Annotated in this window: 19 protein-coding genes; 6 read left to right on the forward strand and 13 right to left on the reverse strand. The window is 66.2% G+C overall.

What is annotated here, in order from left to right:
* Window positions 1-132: 132 nt before the first annotated feature.
* Window positions 133-423, reverse strand: coding sequence for a hypothetical protein (locus ACIHA7_RS34605; protein WP_107658355.1), 291 nt, complete (start codon window positions 421-423; stop codon window positions 133-135).
* A 212-nt stretch (window positions 424-635) separates the two neighbouring features.
* Window positions 636-1373: a MerR family transcriptional regulator gene (locus ACIHA7_RS34610; RefSeq protein ID WP_397295566.1), complete on the reverse strand. Its 738-nt coding sequence runs from the start codon at window positions 1371-1373 to the stop codon at window positions 636-638.
* Window positions 1374-1435: 62 nt separating this feature from the next.
* Here ACIHA7_RS34610 and ACIHA7_RS34615 point away from each other — a divergent pair, with 62 nt between their 5' ends.
* The 3 genes from ACIHA7_RS34615 to ACIHA7_RS34625 all read left to right on the forward strand — a co-directional run bounded on the left by ACIHA7_RS34615 (window position 1436) and on the right by ACIHA7_RS34625 (window position 3810).
* The gene (locus tag ACIHA7_RS34615; protein WP_397295567.1) at window positions 1436-1903 is read left to right on the forward strand and encodes a DUF6194 family protein; all 468 of its coding nucleotides are present in this window, start codon (window positions 1436-1438) and stop codon (window positions 1901-1903) included.
* Between the two features lie 363 nt (window positions 1904-2266).
* On the forward strand, window positions 2267-2557 hold the full coding sequence (locus ACIHA7_RS34620) for a helix-turn-helix domain-containing protein (protein WP_397295568.1): 291 nt from the start codon (window positions 2267-2269) through the stop codon (window positions 2555-2557).
* Window positions 2554-3810 carry a type II toxin-antitoxin system HipA family toxin gene (locus tag ACIHA7_RS34625; protein WP_397295570.1) on the forward strand — a complete coding sequence of 419 codons (1257 nt, stop codon included), beginning with the start codon at window positions 2554-2556 and terminating at the stop codon, window positions 3808-3810. Before ACIHA7_RS34620 ends, ACIHA7_RS34625 begins: the two co-directional genes overlap by 4 nt.
* Before the next feature lie 112 nt (window positions 3811-3922).
* Here ACIHA7_RS34625 and ACIHA7_RS34630 read toward each other — a convergent pair whose 3' ends face one another.
* From ACIHA7_RS34630 to rlmN, 3 genes are all read right to left on the reverse strand, one after another.
* Complete coding sequence (locus tag ACIHA7_RS34630) at window positions 3923-4258, reverse strand: Rv3235 family protein (protein WP_397295572.1); 336 nt, start codon at window positions 4256-4258, stop codon at window positions 3923-3925.
* A gap of 864 nt (window positions 4259-5122) precedes the next feature.
* On the reverse strand, window positions 5123-6430 hold the full coding sequence (locus ACIHA7_RS34635) for a cytochrome P450 (RefSeq protein WP_397295574.1): 1308 nt from the start codon (window positions 6428-6430) through the stop codon (window positions 5123-5125).
* 324 nt (window positions 6431-6754) lie between these two features.
* A complete protein-coding gene (gene rlmN, locus ACIHA7_RS34640; protein ID WP_135232419.1) occupies window positions 6755-7864 on the reverse strand; it encodes a 23S rRNA (adenine(2503)-C(2))-methyltransferase RlmN in 1110 nt (369 codons plus the stop codon).
* A 125-nt stretch (window positions 7865-7989) separates the two neighbouring features.
* Here rlmN and ACIHA7_RS34645 point away from each other — a divergent pair, with 125 nt between their 5' ends.
* A complete protein-coding gene (locus tag ACIHA7_RS34645; protein ID WP_397295577.1) occupies window positions 7990-8358 on the forward strand; it encodes a lipopolysaccharide assembly LapA domain-containing protein in 369 nt (122 codons plus the stop codon).
* Window positions 8359-8388: 30 nt separating this feature from the next.
* On the opposite strand, the gene ACIHA7_RS34650 is transcribed toward ACIHA7_RS34645, so the two are convergent.
* The 7 genes from ACIHA7_RS34650 to rpsB form a co-directional block, all read right to left on the reverse strand.
* Entirely contained in the window at window positions 8389-9120 is a 732-nt protein-coding gene (locus ACIHA7_RS34650; protein WP_397295578.1) for a hypothetical protein, read from the reverse strand.
* The gene (locus ACIHA7_RS34655; RefSeq protein ID WP_397295579.1) at window positions 9117-9803 is read right to left on the reverse strand and encodes a hypothetical protein; all 687 of its coding nucleotides are present in this window, start codon (window positions 9801-9803) and stop codon (window positions 9117-9119) included. The genes ACIHA7_RS34650 and ACIHA7_RS34655 overlap by 4 nt, the downstream gene beginning before the upstream one ends.
* 52 nt (window positions 9804-9855) lie before the next feature.
* Complete coding sequence (locus ACIHA7_RS34660) at window positions 9856-10785, reverse strand: phosphatidate cytidylyltransferase (protein WP_397295949.1); 930 nt, start codon at window positions 10783-10785, stop codon at window positions 9856-9858.
* A 333-nt stretch (window positions 10786-11118) separates the two neighbouring features.
* Entirely contained in the window at window positions 11119-11676 is a 558-nt protein-coding gene (gene frr / locus ACIHA7_RS34665; protein ID WP_107660775.1) for a ribosome recycling factor, read from the reverse strand.
* 50 nt (window positions 11677-11726) lie between these two features.
* Window positions 11727-12455 (reverse strand): UMP kinase, encoded by a 729-nt coding sequence (gene pyrH, locus ACIHA7_RS34670; protein ID WP_107658365.1) that lies wholly within the window; start codon window positions 12453-12455, stop codon window positions 11727-11729.
* A 253-nt stretch (window positions 12456-12708) separates the two neighbouring features.
* On the reverse strand, window positions 12709-13533 hold the full coding sequence (gene tsf, locus ACIHA7_RS34675; protein WP_397295580.1) for a translation elongation factor Ts: 825 nt from the start codon (window positions 13531-13533) through the stop codon (window positions 12709-12711).
* A gap of 163 nt (window positions 13534-13696) precedes the next feature.
* Window positions 13697-14566 carry a 30S ribosomal protein S2 gene (rpsB, locus tag ACIHA7_RS34680; protein WP_397295582.1) on the reverse strand — a complete coding sequence of 290 codons (870 nt, stop codon included), beginning with the start codon at window positions 14564-14566 and terminating at the stop codon, window positions 13697-13699.
* A gap of 1127 nt (window positions 14567-15693) precedes the next feature.
* Here rpsB and ACIHA7_RS34685 point away from each other — a divergent pair.
* Both ACIHA7_RS34685 and ACIHA7_RS34690 read left to right on the forward strand, forming a co-directional pair.
* Window positions 15694-16218 (forward strand): M23 family metallopeptidase, encoded by a 525-nt coding sequence (locus tag ACIHA7_RS34685; protein ID WP_397295584.1) that lies wholly within the window; start codon window positions 15694-15696, stop codon window positions 16216-16218.
* Between the two features lie 74 nt (window positions 16219-16292).
* On the forward strand, window positions 16293-16811 hold the full coding sequence (locus ACIHA7_RS34690; protein ID WP_397295586.1) for a DUF1990 family protein: 519 nt from the start codon (window positions 16293-16295) through the stop codon (window positions 16809-16811).
* Between the two features lie 351 nt (window positions 16812-17162).
* Here the strand turns inward: ACIHA7_RS34690 and ACIHA7_RS34695 are convergent, their stop codons facing one another.
* The gene (locus ACIHA7_RS34695) at window positions 17163-17522 is read right to left on the reverse strand and encodes a hypothetical protein (protein ID WP_397295587.1); all 360 of its coding nucleotides are present in this window, start codon (window positions 17520-17522) and stop codon (window positions 17163-17165) included.
* Window positions 17523-17572 lie beyond the last annotated feature (50 nt).

Here is a 17572-nt window from a genome sequence, read left to right on the forward strand (position 1 = left end):
CCGGTTTTTTTTTTTGTTGGGGCGGCGGCCATCCAACCCCCCCGCCCGCGGGGGGGGGGGGGGGGGGGGGGGGGGCGGGGGGGGCCCGCCCCCCCCCCCCCCCCCCCCCCCACACCCGCGCGATCCGGAAACTCAGGTGTACTGCGCCTGCTGGGCGATGACGAAGCCACCCTGCCCGTTGGCGTCCTGCCCGGTGTCGAGAACCTTGTCGTCCAGGAATGCGGCGGCGTCCTCGTCCAGGAAGATTCGCGACCCTTCGGCGGTGAGGATCTGGTCTTGCTCAGCCGGTACCGCGGCCACCTCGAGCTGCAGCGTTTCCGCGCCGTCCGCCGTGGAGATGCGCAGTCCGGCATCCTCCGGCGTGCCTTCCGCGGACGTAATGGTGCGAACGACCTCGATGGCGGTGGGGGTGAGCATCAACATATGTGGTTCCTTCCCGCTGTCGTGACAGTCAGCCAAGAATTTGGCGAACTGCGATCCCGCCGACCCGCCACGACGCCCCCATCGGCGTCGGCAGGCCATACCGGCGTTCTCTCAGGAGTAGCCATAGGCTGATTCGCGAAACTATGTTTTTCGCTGCGGATGGCATTTTCGCCGGTCAGCGGCGGATTGTGAGCCTTGCCGCACCCCTTTGACTAGCGGTCTGGCTGCCCGGCAGCAACGAGCGAAATCACGGCGTGCAGCGCTGCGGCGGCGTCGAGGAACGCGGTGGAACGCATGGTGAGAGTGGCATCCCGGGTAGCCAAGGCGGACTGCACGTCGTCGGATCGGTGAGCTGCGCGCAACTCCGGCAGCACGGCTCGCAGGTGGGTGATCGGGTAGCCCGCTTTGCGGAGTTGATGGACGATGCGGGCGTCTCGAACCTGCGCGGGGGTGTAGTGCCGTGCTCCCTGGTGGGTTCGGCTGCGCTCGGGGATCACCAAACCTTCAGCGTCCCAATGCCGCAACGTCGAGGTACGGATGCCGAGGGCGTCGGCCAGTTCGGTGATGCTCATCGAGTCGGTGCTGTGTACATCACCGATCGGCTCGAACGAGATCGCCGCGGCGGCCTGCTGGGCGTGACCCAGTTCGATGCGCTCGACGTGCAGACGCGCGTGCGCGGCGTCGAGCAGGGCGAGGGCCGCGGCGAGCGGGCCCGTGTGGATCGTCCGAAGAATCTTCTTGGCTTCGGTCGGGCCGGTAGCGGCCGCGAGTGCCCGGTAGGCAGCTGCCGAATGAAGGTGTACCTCCCCATAAACCCGGTGACCGCCCGGAGTACGAGTCGCAGGCGGCAGGACGCCCTCCCGTTCGAGGTTGCGCACCTGCTGTACCGAGTACCCGGCATGGCGTGCGACATCGACGGTGCGCACGACCTGCTGTTTGAGGTTTCGCACACAGAACTCCTAGCAATCGCACAAAAAGTCAACACAAGCACTTCAATGACACGCTGGAACCTATGACCGTAGACGAGATCATCGACTTCGTGGCAGGCCTCGACGGCGTACTGACCCTCCGCCCCACCGCAGGCGACCAGTGGCCGGAGATCAGCTGGGGCGACACCTTCTTCTACTACTCCCCCGACGGCGTCGTCCCCACCAACACCCAGCCCTTCGCCACCATCGTCACCAAGGACTACCCCGACGACCAGAGCTCGCGCCTGAACCGCCCGGACACCTTCCGAGTCAATATCGCCGCAGGAAAAGACGCCTTCGTCGACCACACCGGTCACCAACCTCGCGAGACAACCACCGCAGACGTGGACCACAGCGTCACCGACACCGTCCTTCCCCACCCCAGCTACGGCACCGCAGCCTGGCTCGCCGTCGTCAACCCCGGCCCCCGAACCGACACCGCGACCCGCGAACTACTGCACACCGCTTACCTCCGCGCACGTTCCCGCTACGAGCGGCGGGCCGCGCTGTGAGCGTCCTCCGCACTCCGCCGATCGGCCTTTGAATCGAACCAGGCCAGTTCCCAGCACAAGAAAGACCGCTTGCGAGACCAGACACTTCCTGACCTTCGCCTCGAGCCACGGCACACTCTCTAGCTGATCTTCGGCTCCACAAACGCAGTTATGGGTTTCTTGTCATACGTTTCGTGGCGCCATCATGCTCAGTCCCTCTTAAGCTTGCGATCGCAACGATAAGAGGCTGAAACGCTGGCAGATCAGGTCCCCACCTCTGTTATCGTTGCGATAACAACGATAACGCTCTCGAACACCGCGCAAACGACGTGGATGTCGAATTTCATGCCGTTAAGCTTGCGATAGCAACGATAGGAGGAACCGGTGAGCCGGTCGAAGCCCCGTCGCAGATCACGAGACGAGCCGGGACCCCTCGCCTCGTTCGGCCCCTTCATCGCAGACCGCCGACGCACACTCGGATTGACCCAGATCGACGTGGCAGACCTCGCGGACGTGGGCATTTCCTCGATACAGCACCTGGAAGCAGGGCGAACGTCACCGAGCCTCGCTATCGTCCTGCGCGTCCTCAACGCACTCGGACTCACGCTCGTCTGCATGCCGCATGCCGATGCCCGGAACCAACCCGCAGGCACCGTCGAGGTCAACGACAAATGACCACGCCGGGAGATCTCACCGAGCTTCGCGCCATAGCCGAAGCTGACGTCTACAAAGCGGGCCAACTCGCTGGACACCTACGCCGTGAACGCGACGATGTGGTGTTCACCTATGCGCAGACCTATCTCGCCGACGGGGCGACGCCACCGCTTGCGTTCACCTTGCCGAAGCAGGCAGTGACCGCCCGGGCGACGGGCGGTTCGGTTCCCGCCTTCTTCGCGGGCCTGCTACCGGAAGGCCTACGCCTGACCGCGATTACGAGAGCAACCCGCACCAGCGAAGACGACCACTTGAGCATCCTGCTCGCGGTCGGTGCCGACACCATCGGCGATGTCCAAGTGGTGCCCGCCGGAACAGCTCCCGCCGACCAACCTGCGTTGTTCGATCAAACCAACCCTGCCACTACGGATTTCACCACGCTGTTCACCCGCGCGACCTCCACCGACGCAAACGACCTCGACCGCACAGCACTACCCGGCGTCCAGGTCAAGGTCTCCGCGCAAATGATCTCGACCCCGGTTTCCACCACCCGGGGTCCGGCCATTCTCAAACTCAATCCACCCGAATACCCGCTCTTGGTCGAGAACGAGAACTTCTTTCTCGATATGGCCGAGGCATGTGGTCTTCGCGTCCCCGACCATCAACTCGCCACCGATGGGAACGGCCGCACGGCACTGTTCATCAGCCGGTTCGACCGCATCGTCGAAAACGGTGGCATCCGGCGCCTCGCCCAGGAGGACTCCTGTCAGGTTCTCGGCCGCTATCCGGCGGCCAAGTACCGAATCACGTTGCAGGAAGCCATTATCGCGCTGGCCGACGCCGTCACCACCGGGCGCGGCTCCCCCTCCCTCGCCGTCCTGCAGATGCTTGAAATCGCCGCATTCAGCTACCTCATCGGCAACGGCGATCTGCACGGCAAGAACCTGTCGATCCGGCGCAACCCCGACGGGATTTGGGAAGTCACCCCCGCCTACGACCTGCTCAGCACGCAGCCGTACCTGAGCTGGAACGATCCCATGGCCCTCATGCTGTACGGACGCGACGCAAAATTGACCTACCGCTGGTGGACAGAGGCGGCCGTCCGGCTCGGCGTGACGGAGCGAGCAATCAAACGCAGCTTGGCACGGATCGTCGCCGCGTCGGAACCGTGGGTCGACCGCCTTCCCGGCATCGGCTTCGACGACAAGAGCACTCACCGGCTGGCAGCGCTCATCACGAATCGCCGCGAGGAGCTCCGACAGCCGAGACCGTGACCGAACGTACGATCCAAGATCGCAGACTGACCGCGCCTGATCCATATCGGCTGATCTGGGGTCACGCAGGTTGCCGAAGCAGCGGTACAGCCACACCGAATGCGAGTTGCGTTCACAGCACGCGGAGAGCTGTCAGCCGCCAGCCGGCGCGGGTGCGGGCAATGCGTGCGGCCAGCGCATAATGACGGTGGCCTCGGTCGTACGAGGCGCACAGCTCCGCAGCGGCACCAGTGACCATCACGACGTCGACCCGTCTCAGTACCGCAGTACCCAACTCGGCGCCGGGCACAAAGCCACCCTTGACCACGGTGCGCACCATCGACACCACCGGCGGGTCGGCAATGGCGCCGAGGTGCGCTAGCGGTCGGTGTCGATCTAGCACCTCCAGAGCGCATCGCAGCACGCGGTGGGCGAATTCCTTTGCCTCGCTATCCGATTCATCGACCAAGCGCGAACCGAGATGCCCGGCCCGCAGCATTCGACGCGGGGCCACCCTACCCAACCGTTGCGACCGCTCCTGGTGTGGCGCGTCACCGGATGACCGACTCGCGGACGAGGCCGCACACTGCCGACGGTCTTCCCTCGGTGCGGCATTCAGCGCAGGCGATCCCGCAAAGCAATCCACTTCAACTCCCCCTCGGCTCACGTCGCGTCCCCCGCGATCGAATCGCGAAAGCATGCCACGCACATTCCGCCACGTCTACCAACCAAGCGACCACTCTTCTACGACCGATCTCAACCACTGGCCCGAGTAGACCGGCCACGGCTGGTGGTTCTCGCCGTTGAAGGTGCACCGTCTGGTCAGCACGCAGTGCGGTCCCCTCCCCGCCAAAATGGGGATCGTCTTGCTTGAACCAGGCGGTACACCATCAACGGCGAGAACGACATAGGTGTGTACGCGTCGGCGTGACGAATGTGGTGTGGCATTCGGCGGACTGGTCGACCGGGCCGTTAAGGGCTTGCACCCTAAGGGTTTCCACTCATCACGAATGCAGACTTTGACCACGCACAGGCTACTCAACGGTCTTGCGCGCAAATACTGACGCGGCCAGCGACTTTCGATGATCCGGAAGAAGGAACATTTACGGCTTGTAGCACTTACCGTACGTCCCATTACATTCCGAAGGACTGCCTGTGCGGCGGCGGACCCTGACGGTGTTACCGCGTCTCAACGAGCATTGGGAATGGCGTGGGATCGTCTGCGCTCTCCCCGGCGATCTGCTCTGCGGTCATGCCCATTCGAATTCGGTAGCTGACCATCGGACTACGAACCTGGAGGCAGTAGTCGGCGACCGAGGGCGCGACTTGCCTGTCAAACCCGAGCAGGGGCGAGCCGGACCGGCAGGTGCTGCGGGCCTGCGGTCAGTATCGACTCGACCATCGGGAGGTCGGCGGGGGCGGTGGCGAGAGACAAGTCGGGGTAGCGCGCCAGCAGAGCTCGCAGTGCCACCTGCCCTTCGAGCCGGGCCAGTCGCGCACCGATGCAGTAGTGCATGCCGAGACCGAACGCGAGATGAATCGGGCCACTGCGCTCGCCCAGGTGCACGCGCAGGGGGTCGTCGAAGACCGCGGGATCGGTGTTGGCCGCGCCGAGCCCCACGATGACCACCCGACCCGGCGGGATCTCCACCTGCCCCAGCGTCAACGGCGCGGTGGTGTACCGCATGGTGGCGAACGGTCCCGGGCTCGCGATGCGCAGCACCTCCTCGACATAGGCGTCGATACGGTCCGGGTCGGCGACGAGTTCGTCGCGAAGCTCGGGTGTCAGGAGCATGATGCTGTTGGCGATCAACCCGCGCGTGGTTTCGTACCCGGCGGCCAGGAGCACGGTGGTATTCGTTGCGATCGCCCGGTCGGCCACGGCGATCCGGTCGGCCGTCGGCAACCCGGCAGTCGCGGGGTCTGCCACGACTGCGGCATCGCAGCGAATGATCAGCGTGCCGAGCAGATCCGTCGGCAGCGGGTCGGCCGAGGTCCAGGACACCAGATCGGCGCGCTGCCTCCGAAGACTCACCTGGCCCATGAGGTAGTACGCGAACTTCTTGCTCGCGCGAGCGCGTTCCTGGCCCGGGTTCTGGGACAGCAACATCGTCTGCACCCATTCGCCGAATTGCCGGTGGTCATCCGCTGGGACGCCGAGGATTTCGCAGATCACTTGCACCGGCAGCGGTGTGGCGTACGCCGGTAGCAGGTCGGCCGGCTCGTCGGCGGCAGCGGCGAGGCCGGTGAGCAGTCCGTCGGCGATCTCCTGTACCCGCGGCCGGAGCGCGGCCACGGTCCGGGGAGTGAATGCGTCGGCTACCAGCGCCCGCAGACGGGTGTGCTCGGGCGGATCCGACCACGGCAGTCGCTCCGCCATCGCGAGCGCGGGCAACGTGAGGTCAGCGAACTGCTTGACCTCGGGGCTGGTGGTCGCGGAAGGGTTCTTCCGCAGGCTCTCCTCGCCAAGTGCCTGGCGGGCCAGCTTGTAATCAGTGATCAGAATCGCGGTAGCACCACCGGGGAAGGTCACCTCATGGACGCCACCGGCTTCCCGCAAGCTGGGGTAGATCTCGTACGCGCGCCGGAAGAAATCGTCGGGCAACTGCGCCCTCGGCGGCGGATTGTGCGAGGTGGTCATCCGTGGGCCTCTGTTCGCTTGTCTCAATCGGCACAGCCAGGAATCAACCTCGCTGGAACGATCATGCAACACAAACCGCAACAGGTTCCAGTTTCGCACTGCACCGGTAGCGTGAGCGGGCGGATCAACCCAACTTCTACCGAAACTATTGAACCGCTGGCACATTGGGTTCCCGACCCAACTCCACGGTCGCGTCATCGAGTCGCGGGGCAGCTACGAATCCAAGTCCTCCGCAGCAAACTGCTGCACTGTCCTGACCTCGTATTACCTACAGCGCACGGCACACGCTGCGCATTGACACGCGAAGGAAGGCGGTCTGAGATCTCAGCCTTCGGCAGCGAGCTGTCCGCAGGCGGCGGCGATTTCCTGACCGCGGGTGTCGCGGACGGTGCACGGCACACCTTGGGCGTTTACGCGCCGAACGAACTCCGCCTCAACGGGTTTCGGCGAGGCGTCCCACTTACTCCCCGGGGTCGGGTTCAACGGGATCACGTTGACGTGCACGCGGGAGCCCAAGGCCTTGTGCAACTTCTGCCCCAACATGTCCGCACGCCACGGCTGGTCGTTGATGTCGCGGATCAGCGCGTACTCGATGGAGACACGGCGACCGGACTTGTCGGCGTAGTAGCGGGCCGCGTCGAGGACCTCGGCGACCGGCCAGCGGTTGTTCACCGGGACGAGGGTGTCACGCAGCTCGTCGTCCGGGGTGTGCAAAGAAACGGCGAGGGTGACCGAGAGGTCCTCGTCGGCCAGTTTGCGGATGGCGGGAGCCAGCCCGACGGTCGAGACGACCACGTTGCGCTGGGAGATGCCGAAACCATCCGGTGGTGGGGAGGTGATGCGGCGGACCGCGGCGACGACCCGCTTGTAGTTGGCCAGCGGTTCGCCCATGCCCATGAAGACGATGTTGGACAGCCGGCCCGGCCCGCCCGCGACTTCACCGTCGCGCATCGCGGCCGCCGCGGCGCGAACCTGGTCGACGATCTCGGCGGTGGACAGGTTGCGGTTCAGTCCGCCCTGGCCCGTCGCGCAGAACGGGCAAGCCATGCCGCAGCCTGCCTGACTGGAGATGCAGAGGGTGGCGCGGTCGGGGTAGCGCATGAGCACGCTCTCCAGCAGGGTGCCGTCGCCCGCTCGCCACAACGTCTTTCGCGTTTCGCCCGCGTCGCAGGCGACGTGCTTCACCACCGACATCAGCGGCGGGAACAGCGCCTCGCCGATTTTTTCGCGCACCGGCGCGGGCAGGTCGGTCATCTGGGCCGGGTCGGCCTGCAACCTGCCGTAGTACTGGCGGGCGATCTGGTCGGCGCGGAACTTCGGCAGTCCCAGCTCCTCGATGGCTGCCCGCCTGCCCTCGGCGTCGAGGTCGGCGAGGTGCCGGGGCGGCATGCCACGGCGCGGAGCATCGAAAACGAGGGGCAGGGAGACGGTCATAGTTCCCCCATTCTCCCATCTGGGCGAATGTGCCGCACACTCGCCCGCACGCGGCGGCTCCGACATGGCCGGTTCGTCGCCGGGAAATACGTGTAACTGTCATAGCAGTGGGCAATGATCGAAATATGTCCACCAATGCTGAGCACCTGCCTGAGCCCGATCCGGATCTGACAGACGAGCGCACGGCGCCGACACCACCGACCGCACCGCCGGCCACCACCCCGCCGAGCACCGTCCCGGCCAAGCACCGCCAATCGCTGTCCACGCGCACCGGCACCACCTGGATGAGTCTGATCGCGGGCGCTCTCATCCTGATCATCCTGCTTGTCTTCATTCTGCAGAACCTCGATCAGGTCGAGGTCGGCTTGTTCTTCTGGCACTTCTCGCTGCCGCTCGGCGTCGCAGTGCTGCTGTCGGTCATCGGCGGCGCACTGGTGATGGCGCTGGTCGGCGGCCTGCGCATCCTGCAGCTCCGCCGCGTCGCGAAGAGGTAGCTCACCGCGCCCGGCGGAGGCAGCGGACCGTCACGGCGTGAGAGCACGAACAAGCGCACGGGTGCGCGCCGGATTTCCGGTGCACCTCCGCAATGCGTGTCCCGGCTGGTCGAAGTGCTCACGCAGCAGATCGAGTGCCTCGGTGAACATGGTTCCGCTGGGCCAGGATGTCCGGTCCGCGTATCCGCATTCGAGCAGGCGCGCGATGTCTTCGGCGTCACGCGGAGTGAAGCGGTGCAAGTAAGCGAAGACTTTGAGGCAGATGGCCGTTGCGATGTCCGGGATCGCGACGGTAGCGGCGGTCCGGGTGCCATCGATCAGCGTGGCGCGCAAGGCGATCCACACCGGCTCCCGAGCCAACGCCACATGCAGCGCCGGGATACCGTCCACCGCGATCGGTCCCCCGTCGAGATCGGGGACATGCCGATTGGTGAACGACGGCGCCAGCAAGTCGATCGTCGCGGCTGTTCCACCGACCGAGCGCTCGAATCGGTTGCCCGCCCGTGGATTGTCATAGCCCATGCCGCGCAAACGATCCAGCAGAGCTCCGTCCCGGATGGTGACCAGCTCTACGGCGAGATCGGCATCTCTGGTCGCGCGCAACGGAACCGATACCCCGCTGCGCAGCACATGAAGATTGACCATGTGCCCACCGATCACCGCCCACGATTCCAGCGCGGCACCGACGGCCGCGGCGTCGGCCAGGGCCAGATACGCACCATCCTCGGCCCGCGAACCACTGAACACCTCCAGTTCGATCACGCAACACGCCCGAGCTCGCTTCGGGCGGCGAGGAAGCGCTGTTCGAGTTCGGCTACGGCTTCGGCAGTATCGGGCCCGTCGCCGGTGAGCAGGTGCCGGGCGATCTCGGTAATGGGTGCGAGGGGCCACGCTCGCGCAGGCGGCCCGCCCATCGCCGCGGCGATCGCCGGGTCCAGCCGCAGTCCCGGCGCGAGCTTGCCGACGTTCACCACGATGGTCGCATCGGCGGGACTCGTTTCGACCGGAACGAAACCCGCTGCTCGCAGGTCCAAGTGCCCGTCGGCGTGCAGATAGACGATATCCGGGATTCGCCACGGCGCGACCCGGTCCGCCGCCCAATCGCCGCAGACCTGCAGCGAAATCTGTTGGTCGGAGGCGTGTTCCAGTGCCAGCTCGATCTGCCGTTGCATCGTGTCGAGGGCGTACCAGGACTCGACGACATCGACCTTGGGCGGACGGGCGGCGACAAGACGCTCGAACAGCTCACGCGGACGGCGAACCTGCCAGCCGTCCGGGCCACGTTCGGTCCAGCCGATCGCATCAGCGGCGGACAGGATTTGCGACACTCGCGCCTGCGTCACACCGGTGGCTTCCGCGATGCCGACCTGCCGCTGAGCAGCAGGACTGCCGAGCAGAAACGACAGCACAGCCACTTCGGCACGCGACAGCTTTTCCTCGGACATCCTGCGAGTATAAATTTTCGCCGAGCGAGTGGCAAGAATTTATAGTACCAGGTCAGAGCAGGGTTGAGAGAACCAACCAGGAGACGAAGGCGGAGGGGAGCATGGAGTCGAGGCGGTCCATGATGCCGCCGTGACCGGGGAGCAGGGTGCCCATGTCCTTGATGCCGAGTTCGCGTTTGATCTGGGATTCGATGAGGTCGCCGCAGGTGGCGACCAGGACTAGGCCGACGCCGAGGACGACGCCGATCATCGAGTTGGCTTCCAGCAGCAGGGTGACGGTGAGCAAGCCGCCGATGACGGTGAAGACCAGTGAGCCGCCGAAGCCTTCCCAGGACTTCTTCGGGCTGATCGACGGCACCATCGGATGCCTGCCGAACAGCACGCCTGCCACGTAACCGCCGACGTCGGAGCAGACGACCAGAATCATGAAGGTCAGCACCCGCAGGTTGCCGTCCGGTTCGAGCAGCAGCAGCGTCGCGAACGAGGCGAGCAGCGGGATCCAGGCCAGCGTGAAGATGGCGATGGCGGTGTCGCGCAGGAAGTTTCGCGGCGCGGTTTGCAGTCCGTGGTCGAACAGGCGCCACACCATGCAGGTGAGCGCCGTGCCCGCGAACGCGCCCGCGACCCCGCTGGCCCCGTAGGGCCAGCCGAGCCAGAACACGGCCTGCCCGCCGACGATGAGCGGAATGCGCGGCACCAGGACGTCGGCTTCGCGGAGGCGTTTGGCGACCTCCCAGGTCGCGACACCCACCGCGACGCCGACAACACCGATGAACACCTTCGGCACGAAAAGCAGGATCGCGATGAGCGAGAGCCCGAGACCGAACCCGACCGCGAGCGCCGCGGGCAGATTCCGACCCGCGCGGGAGCCGGGCGCGGGCGGGGCCGCGAGCACCGCGTTGGGACCGTGCGCCTCCGGATCATGCTCGGCCGCCGAGGCCGCCGGCGCCTGTTCGGTGCCCGCGGCACCCGATGCCCACATGGACGTTTCGTCCACCCGGGCCGGTTGCTGCACTTCGGCACCGTCGAGACGGGCGGCCGGGCCATCACCATCGGCCGAAGCGTCGTGACCGGACGCCGCAGCAGAGGCTAACGGCTCGTGACCCGACGCTCCCGCATCGCGCACGTGCTCCTGCCTCGCTTCAGCTGTGCCGCTCACCGGCCTCGGCTCCTCAGCCGCACCGGTCGCGGCGGCGTTCTCGGCCACGATTGTCCCGTCGCTCAACTCGTCGTTCCGTTCGTCCCCCGCCCGGGCGGGCGTGCTGCGGTGTCCCATCGGCGGCATTCCCGGTGCCCATCGCTCACGCCACCGGCGTCAGACCTCGAGCAGTTCGGCTTCCTTGTGTTTGACCAGTTCGTCGATCTGGCCGACATACTTGGCGGTGGTCTTGTCGAGGTCCTTCTCGGCACGACCGACCTCGTCCTCGCCCGCCTCGCCATCCTTCTGGATGCGCGACAGTTCGTCCATGGCTTTGCGGCGGACATTGCGGATCGACACCTTCGCGTCCTCCCCCTTGCCCTTGGCCTGCTTGGCCAGCTCGCGGCGGCGCTCCTCGGTGAGCTGCGGTACCGAAATCCGAATGATGTCACCGTTGTTGGTGGGATTGACACCGAGATCGGAGTTGCGGATCGCGGTCTCGATCGCGCCGAGCTGTGCCTGCTCGTACGGCTTGATCACGACCATGCGCGGTTCCGGCACCGTAATGCTGGACATCTGGGTGATGGGGGTGGGCGAGCCGTAGTAGTCCACGACGATTCGAGTGAACATCCCCGGGTTGGCACGTCCGGTGCGGATGCCTGCGAGATCGTCCTTCGCTACCGTGACAGCCTTTTCCATCTTCTCCTCGGCGTCGAAGAGCGCTTCTTCAATCACGACCGTTTCCTCCACAGCATCGTCATCGTCATGATCCGCGGGTCGCGGGGTCAGGACCGAACCAATGTGCCGATCTTCTCACCGGCGACCGCTCGGGCGATATTGCCCTTGGTCAACAAATTGAACACCAGCATCGGCATCTGGTTGTCCATACAGAGGCTGAAGGCCGTCGCGTCGGCGACCTTGAGGCCCTGTTCGATGACCTCTTTGTGGGTGATCTCGGAGTACATGGTGGCGTCCTCGTCGACCTTGGGGTCGGCGGTGAACACCCCGTCGACCGCCTTGGCCATCAGCACCACCTCGGCGCCGATCTCCAGGGCGCGCTGGGCGGCCGTGGTGTCGGTGGAGAAGTACGGCATGCCCATGCCCGCGCCGAAGATGACCACGCGACCCTTCTCCAGGTGCCGCTTGGCGCGCAGCGGGAGGTAGGGCTCGGCGACCTGGCCCATGGTGATCGCGGTCTGCACTCGGGTCTCGATGCCCTGCTTCTGCAGAAAGTCTTGCAGCGCAAGGCTGTTCATCACGGTGCCGAGCATGCCCATGTAATCCGAGCGGGCCCGCTCCATGCCACGCTCCTCGAGCTCGGCGCCGCGGAAGAAGTTGCCGCCGCCGATCACCACGGCCACCTGCACGCCGGTGGCGACCACCTCGGCGATCTGCTCGGCGACCGTCTCCACCACATCGGGGTCGAGACCGACACGGCCGCCGCCGAACATCTCGCCACCCAATTTCAGAAGCACCCGGCGATATCCTGGGCGGTCGTTCCCCGGGTCCGTCATGGGTGTTCTTCTCCTTCGGCGGTCAACGTGTTCTCGGCAGGCAAGTGCGTCAAAGAATTCGGCAGCTCGGAAAGGCTCCTCAACACGGAGCGGCCCCTATCCTGCCCTATGTGTGCTCGGCGGCATAGGAAGACCCCCCGTCAACCGGCATATCGGTCGACGAGGGGTCTGCTCTATGTAGCCATGGACGGCATTCAGACCAGGTCCCGCGTCGGGATCCCGGCGGCTGCCGGGACGACCATGCGGGGCGCGATCAGTTCGAGCCGACCTCGAAGCGGGCGAAGCGGGTAACGGTGACCCCGGCCTCGTCCAGCAGCGCCTTGACGGTCTTCTTCGAATCGGTGACCGACGACTGCTCCAGCAGCACGACGTCCTTGAAGAAGCCGTTGACGCGGCCCTCGGTGATCTTCGGCAATGCGGCTTCGGGCTTGCCCTCTTCGCGAGCGGTCTGCTCGGCGATGCGGCGCTCGTTCTCCACGACGTCGGCCGGAACCTCTTCGCGGGTCACGTACTTCGCCTTGAGTGCGGCAACCTGCATGGCGGCGGCGCGAGCGGCCTCGGCCGCGGCGTCACCCTCGCCCTGGTACTCGATCAGCACGCCGACAGCGGGCGGCAGGTCCGAGGCACGCTTGTGCAGGTAGGTCGCGACCGGGCCGTCGAACGAGATCACCCGGCGCAGCTCGAGCTTCTCGCCGATCTTGGCGGCCAGCGCCTGCACGGCCTCGTCGGCGGTCTGGCCACCGAGGTCGAGCGCCTTGAGCGCGTCCAGGTCGGCGGGCTTGGCCGTCGCGGCGGCGGCCACGATCTGGTCGGCCAGCGCCTGGAACTCCGCGTTCTTGGCGACGAAGTCGGTCTCGGAGTTGATCTCGAGCATGACGCCGCCCTTGGCGGTGACCAGGCCCTCGGCGGTGGTGCGCTCGGCACGCTTGCCGACGTCCTTGGCGCCCTTGATGCGCAGGATCTCGACGGCCTTGTCGAAATCACCGTCGGTCTCGGCCAGCGCGTTCTTACAATCCATCATCCCGGAGCCGGTGAGCTCCCGGAGCCGCTTCACATCGGCAGCGGTGTAGTTCGCCATCGGGGGCGAGCCTCCTTCGGAGAAAGTACTTGAATACTGGGCAGCGGTGATCACCATCGCACGCGATCGTGATCACCGCCGGAACAGTGCCTGAACGGCGGCGTTCGCTGTCCCTACGTGGTTACGCAGGCTACCGGCGCGCGCCGCCGTGGGTTGAGAAGACTCAGGCCTCGGCCGGGGTCTCCACCGGGGCCTCGGCGGGGGCGGCCTCGGCGGCCGGCGCCTCGGCCGGGGTTTCGGCAGCGGCTTCGGCAGCCGGTGCGGCCGACGCGAGCAGCTCCTGCTCCCACTCGGCGAGCGGCTCGCCCGCGCCCGACTCCGGCTTGTCGTCGCCGGAGGACAGGCCGGCCCGCGCCTGCACGCCCTCGGCCACCGCGGAGGCGACGACCTTGGTGAGCAGCGCGGCGGAACGGATCGCGTCGTCGTTACCCGGGATCGGGTAGTCGACCAGGTCGGGGTCGCAGTTGGTGTCCAGGATCGCGATGACCGGGATGTTCAGCTTGCGCGCCTCGCCGACGGCGATGTGCTCCTTGTTGGTGTCGACGACCCAGATGGCCGAAGGCACCTTGGCCATGTCGCGGATACCACCGAGGGTGCGATCCAGCTTGTTCATCTCACGCGTGAGCATGAGGATTTCCTTCTTGGTGCGACCCTCGAAACCACCGGTCTGCTCCATCGCCTCGAGCTCCTTGAGGCGCTGCAGGCGCTTGTGCACGGTGGAGAAGTTGGTGAGCATGCCACCCAGCCAGCGCTGGTTGACGTAGGGCATCCCGACGCGAGTCGCCTCGGCCGCGATCGACTCCTGGGCCTGCTTCTTGGTGCCGACGAAGAGAACGGTGCCACCGTGGGCGACGGTCTCCTTGACGAACTCGTAGGCCTTGTCGATGTAGGTCAGCGTCTGCTGCAGGTCGATGATGTAGATGCCGTTGCGGTCGGTGAAGATGAACCGCTTCATCTTCGGGTTCCAGCGCCGTGTCTGGTGCCCGAAGTGCGCGCCGCTGTCCAGCAGCTGCTTCATGGTTACGACAGCCATAGCTCCCGTATCTCTCTTTCGTTTGCCGGTTGACGCAGCGAATCGGTGATCCACTGCCCTGGCGCCTCCGAACCGTCGGACCCGACCGCGAGGGTGGGGACCAGCCGACGACTCCCTGCTCCGCACAGACACCGTCGCGAACCGATGGATGATTAGCTCGATTCGAACAGCGCCGTTGCGAACAAGCACGGGGTGGCGCGCGAAGTCGGTCCATGCAGGCACAGACCGCTCGATCAGTCTATCGGGTTCCAGGCCAGCTACTAAATCGGCCTGTCAGGGGGTACGCGGTGGCGGTTGCGGCAGGTGGAACGGGGGATGTCCACAGTCGAGAAAGTTGTCCACATTCGGGGTAGCGGGGGTTCCGGGATCGGTTCGGCCGGATGAGGCTTTGTGGCATGCCTTCGAAACCGATCTCGTCCATGATGACGCTGGTCATACCGCTTTTCTTCGCGCTCGCCGTGTTGACGGCGCCGCCGGTTGCGGCGGGTGGGCTCGGGCCGCCTGTGCCGATTGCGGTGCCGCGAGATGCGGGAGCAGCGAACGTGGTGTGCGCGGGATTGGTCTGTGAAAGGGAGTGGTTGGCGCGGCCACATGCTGTGGGTCAGCCGTTCGTGACCTGCTCGGGTTCTTGCTGCGGGATGGCTCAGCCTGCGCCGGTACGTGCTGCGGCTGAGCGGGTGCCGCCGACCGCGCCCGAGACGTGCACCGGTTCGTACTGCGGATCGGTGCAACCCGCGCCGAGCCGCGTCGCCGACAACCAGGGGCCACAGGACATAGGCGCCGCCCTTGCGAGGTGCACGGGTTCGCCCTGTGGGTTGCTGCGCCCGGCGCCGATCCGCGTCGCAGACAACCGGGCGCCACGGGGCATAGGCGCCGGCCTCGCGAGGTGCACGGGTTCATCCTGTGGGTTGGTACGCCCGGCGCCGTTGCGCGTCGCGGAAGATGGGGCGGCACAGGGAATGGGAACCGGTATGGACCCGTTTGCGATATCTCCGCTGGACCCTGAGTTCTGCGAGTATGTGGGTCCTGCACCGTTTTTCATGTCGCCGAGCGATTCCGAGTTCTGCGGACTCGCCTCGCCTGCTCCGCTGACGTTGCCACCGGTCGCGACCAATTGATCTCGCGTGATGGGGAGCAACACTGCCCGTCGGGCCGTCGTTCTGATCGGTCTCGTGTTGATCGTGCTGCTCTGTGTGGAACCGGTCTCGACAGCCGCGCCCGTCGGCGGGTTCGGCTGGCCGCTGCAGCCTAGACCGACCGTGCTGCGGCGGTTCGACAAACCTGCGCAGAACTGGCTGCCGGGGCATCGCGGGGTGGATCTGGCGGGTGTGTCCGGGCAGGGCGTGCTGGCCGCGGGCGACGGGATCGTGGTGTTCGCCGGGACGGTGGCGGACAAGCCGGTGGTGTCGATCGATCATGCGGGCGGATTGCGGACAACGTATGAGCCAGTGCGGGCGGAGGTTTCGGTCGGGCGCAGGGTGCGGCGAGGCGACCGGATCGGCACGCTGGAGGCCGGGCACGAGGGGTGCGGAACGTGTTTGCACTGGGGGTTGCGCAGCGAGGGAGGTGGTCGGCGCCGAAGGGAATACCTGGATCCCCTCGGGTTACTGCACCTCACTCCCCTGCGCCTGAAACCCGTGGCACCGTCATGAGCCTGGGCGCTCCGTGTCGAAACCGACGCCGCGTAACGCTTCCCAACCGGGCCGGCCGGGGTGAAGATCAAGGCATGGAGCATGGGCCCAGCGATCCGCCGTTCACCTACTCCGAAGTCGGGGCCACGAGCAGTGAGCTGCCGGCGGGGTATCACGGGTTTCGGTTAAGACGGCAGATCGGGCACGGCCGGGCGCTGTTCGAGCACGCGGCGGTGGCAATCCTGGAGTACCGGATGCAGAAGGGCACCGGCGTCTTTCACGAGGCATCGACCCCGACGGCCGAGCCCGGTACGCGCCTGACGGTGCGGCTCGGCATCGGGCCGTTGGCCATCACCGCGCCGTGCCGAGTGGTGTACGTGCTGGCCGCGCCGAACCAGCGCGGCTTCGCATACGGCACGCTGCCTGGGCATCCGGAGAGCGGCGAGGAATTGTTCGCCGTCGAATACGACCCCGCCGACGACGCCGTGTACGGAGTGGTGACCGCATTCTCCCGACCCGCAACCTGGTACACCAGGCTCGGAGGCCCAGTAGCGCGCCTGATCCAGCGCTTCGCCGCCGGCCGATACATCAAGACCCTCCCAACCTCGCCCTGACGCTCACGGCTTGTGGCTTCCGACTACCAGCTACCGGCTCGCAGCCACCAGCTCGCTGTTACCAGCCACCGGACACCGGCTCGCGGCCACCAGCTTCCGGCTCGCGACTTGCGGCTACCAACTTCCGACTTGCAGCCTGCGACCACCGGCTTGCGGCCACCGCCATGAATTCCCGGCTTACGGCTTAGCCAACGGCCACCAGCTCGCGGCTCGCGGCTCGCGGCTCGCGGCTCGCGGCTCGCGGCTCGCGGCTCGCGGCTCGCGGGGATGGGAGCTAAACGAGCCGGTCGATCATCATGCGGGCGGCACCGAACCCTGACTTCGATCACTTCCGTTGACTTGGTTGTGGTCTCAGAGCAAGTTTGCCAACGCCTCGGCTTGCACACTCAACTCTTCGGCCTGGTCCGCGCGCCCGAGTGCTTCGTACTTTTCGGCGGCGGTGCGGCGTTCGGCGATCTCCGCGCGCACGATCTGTTCGATGTCGCCCTCGGTCAGCTCGCGTCGGGCAACTTCGGCGACGCCCAGGCCGACTGCACTGCCCTCCACGGCACCTGCCCGATGCTCACCGACATCAACGGCCTCCGCGTTGTCGATGGCACCCAGCGTGGAACGCAAGGCGGTGATCGCCTGCCGGTTCCGGGATTTCATCGCTACGGACAGTGCGGTGCGCAGGCGCGCACGCAAGGGTTCGGTCGACGGGTCGGTTGACATGATCACCACCGTAGGGAGAGTTGTTTGCGGAGTCGAACAATTTTGGTGGG

It is taken from the genome of Nocardia sp. NPDC052316 (assembly GCF_044547795.1).
Classification (GTDB): Bacteria; Actinomycetota; Actinomycetes; order Mycobacteriales; family Mycobacteriaceae; genus Nocardia.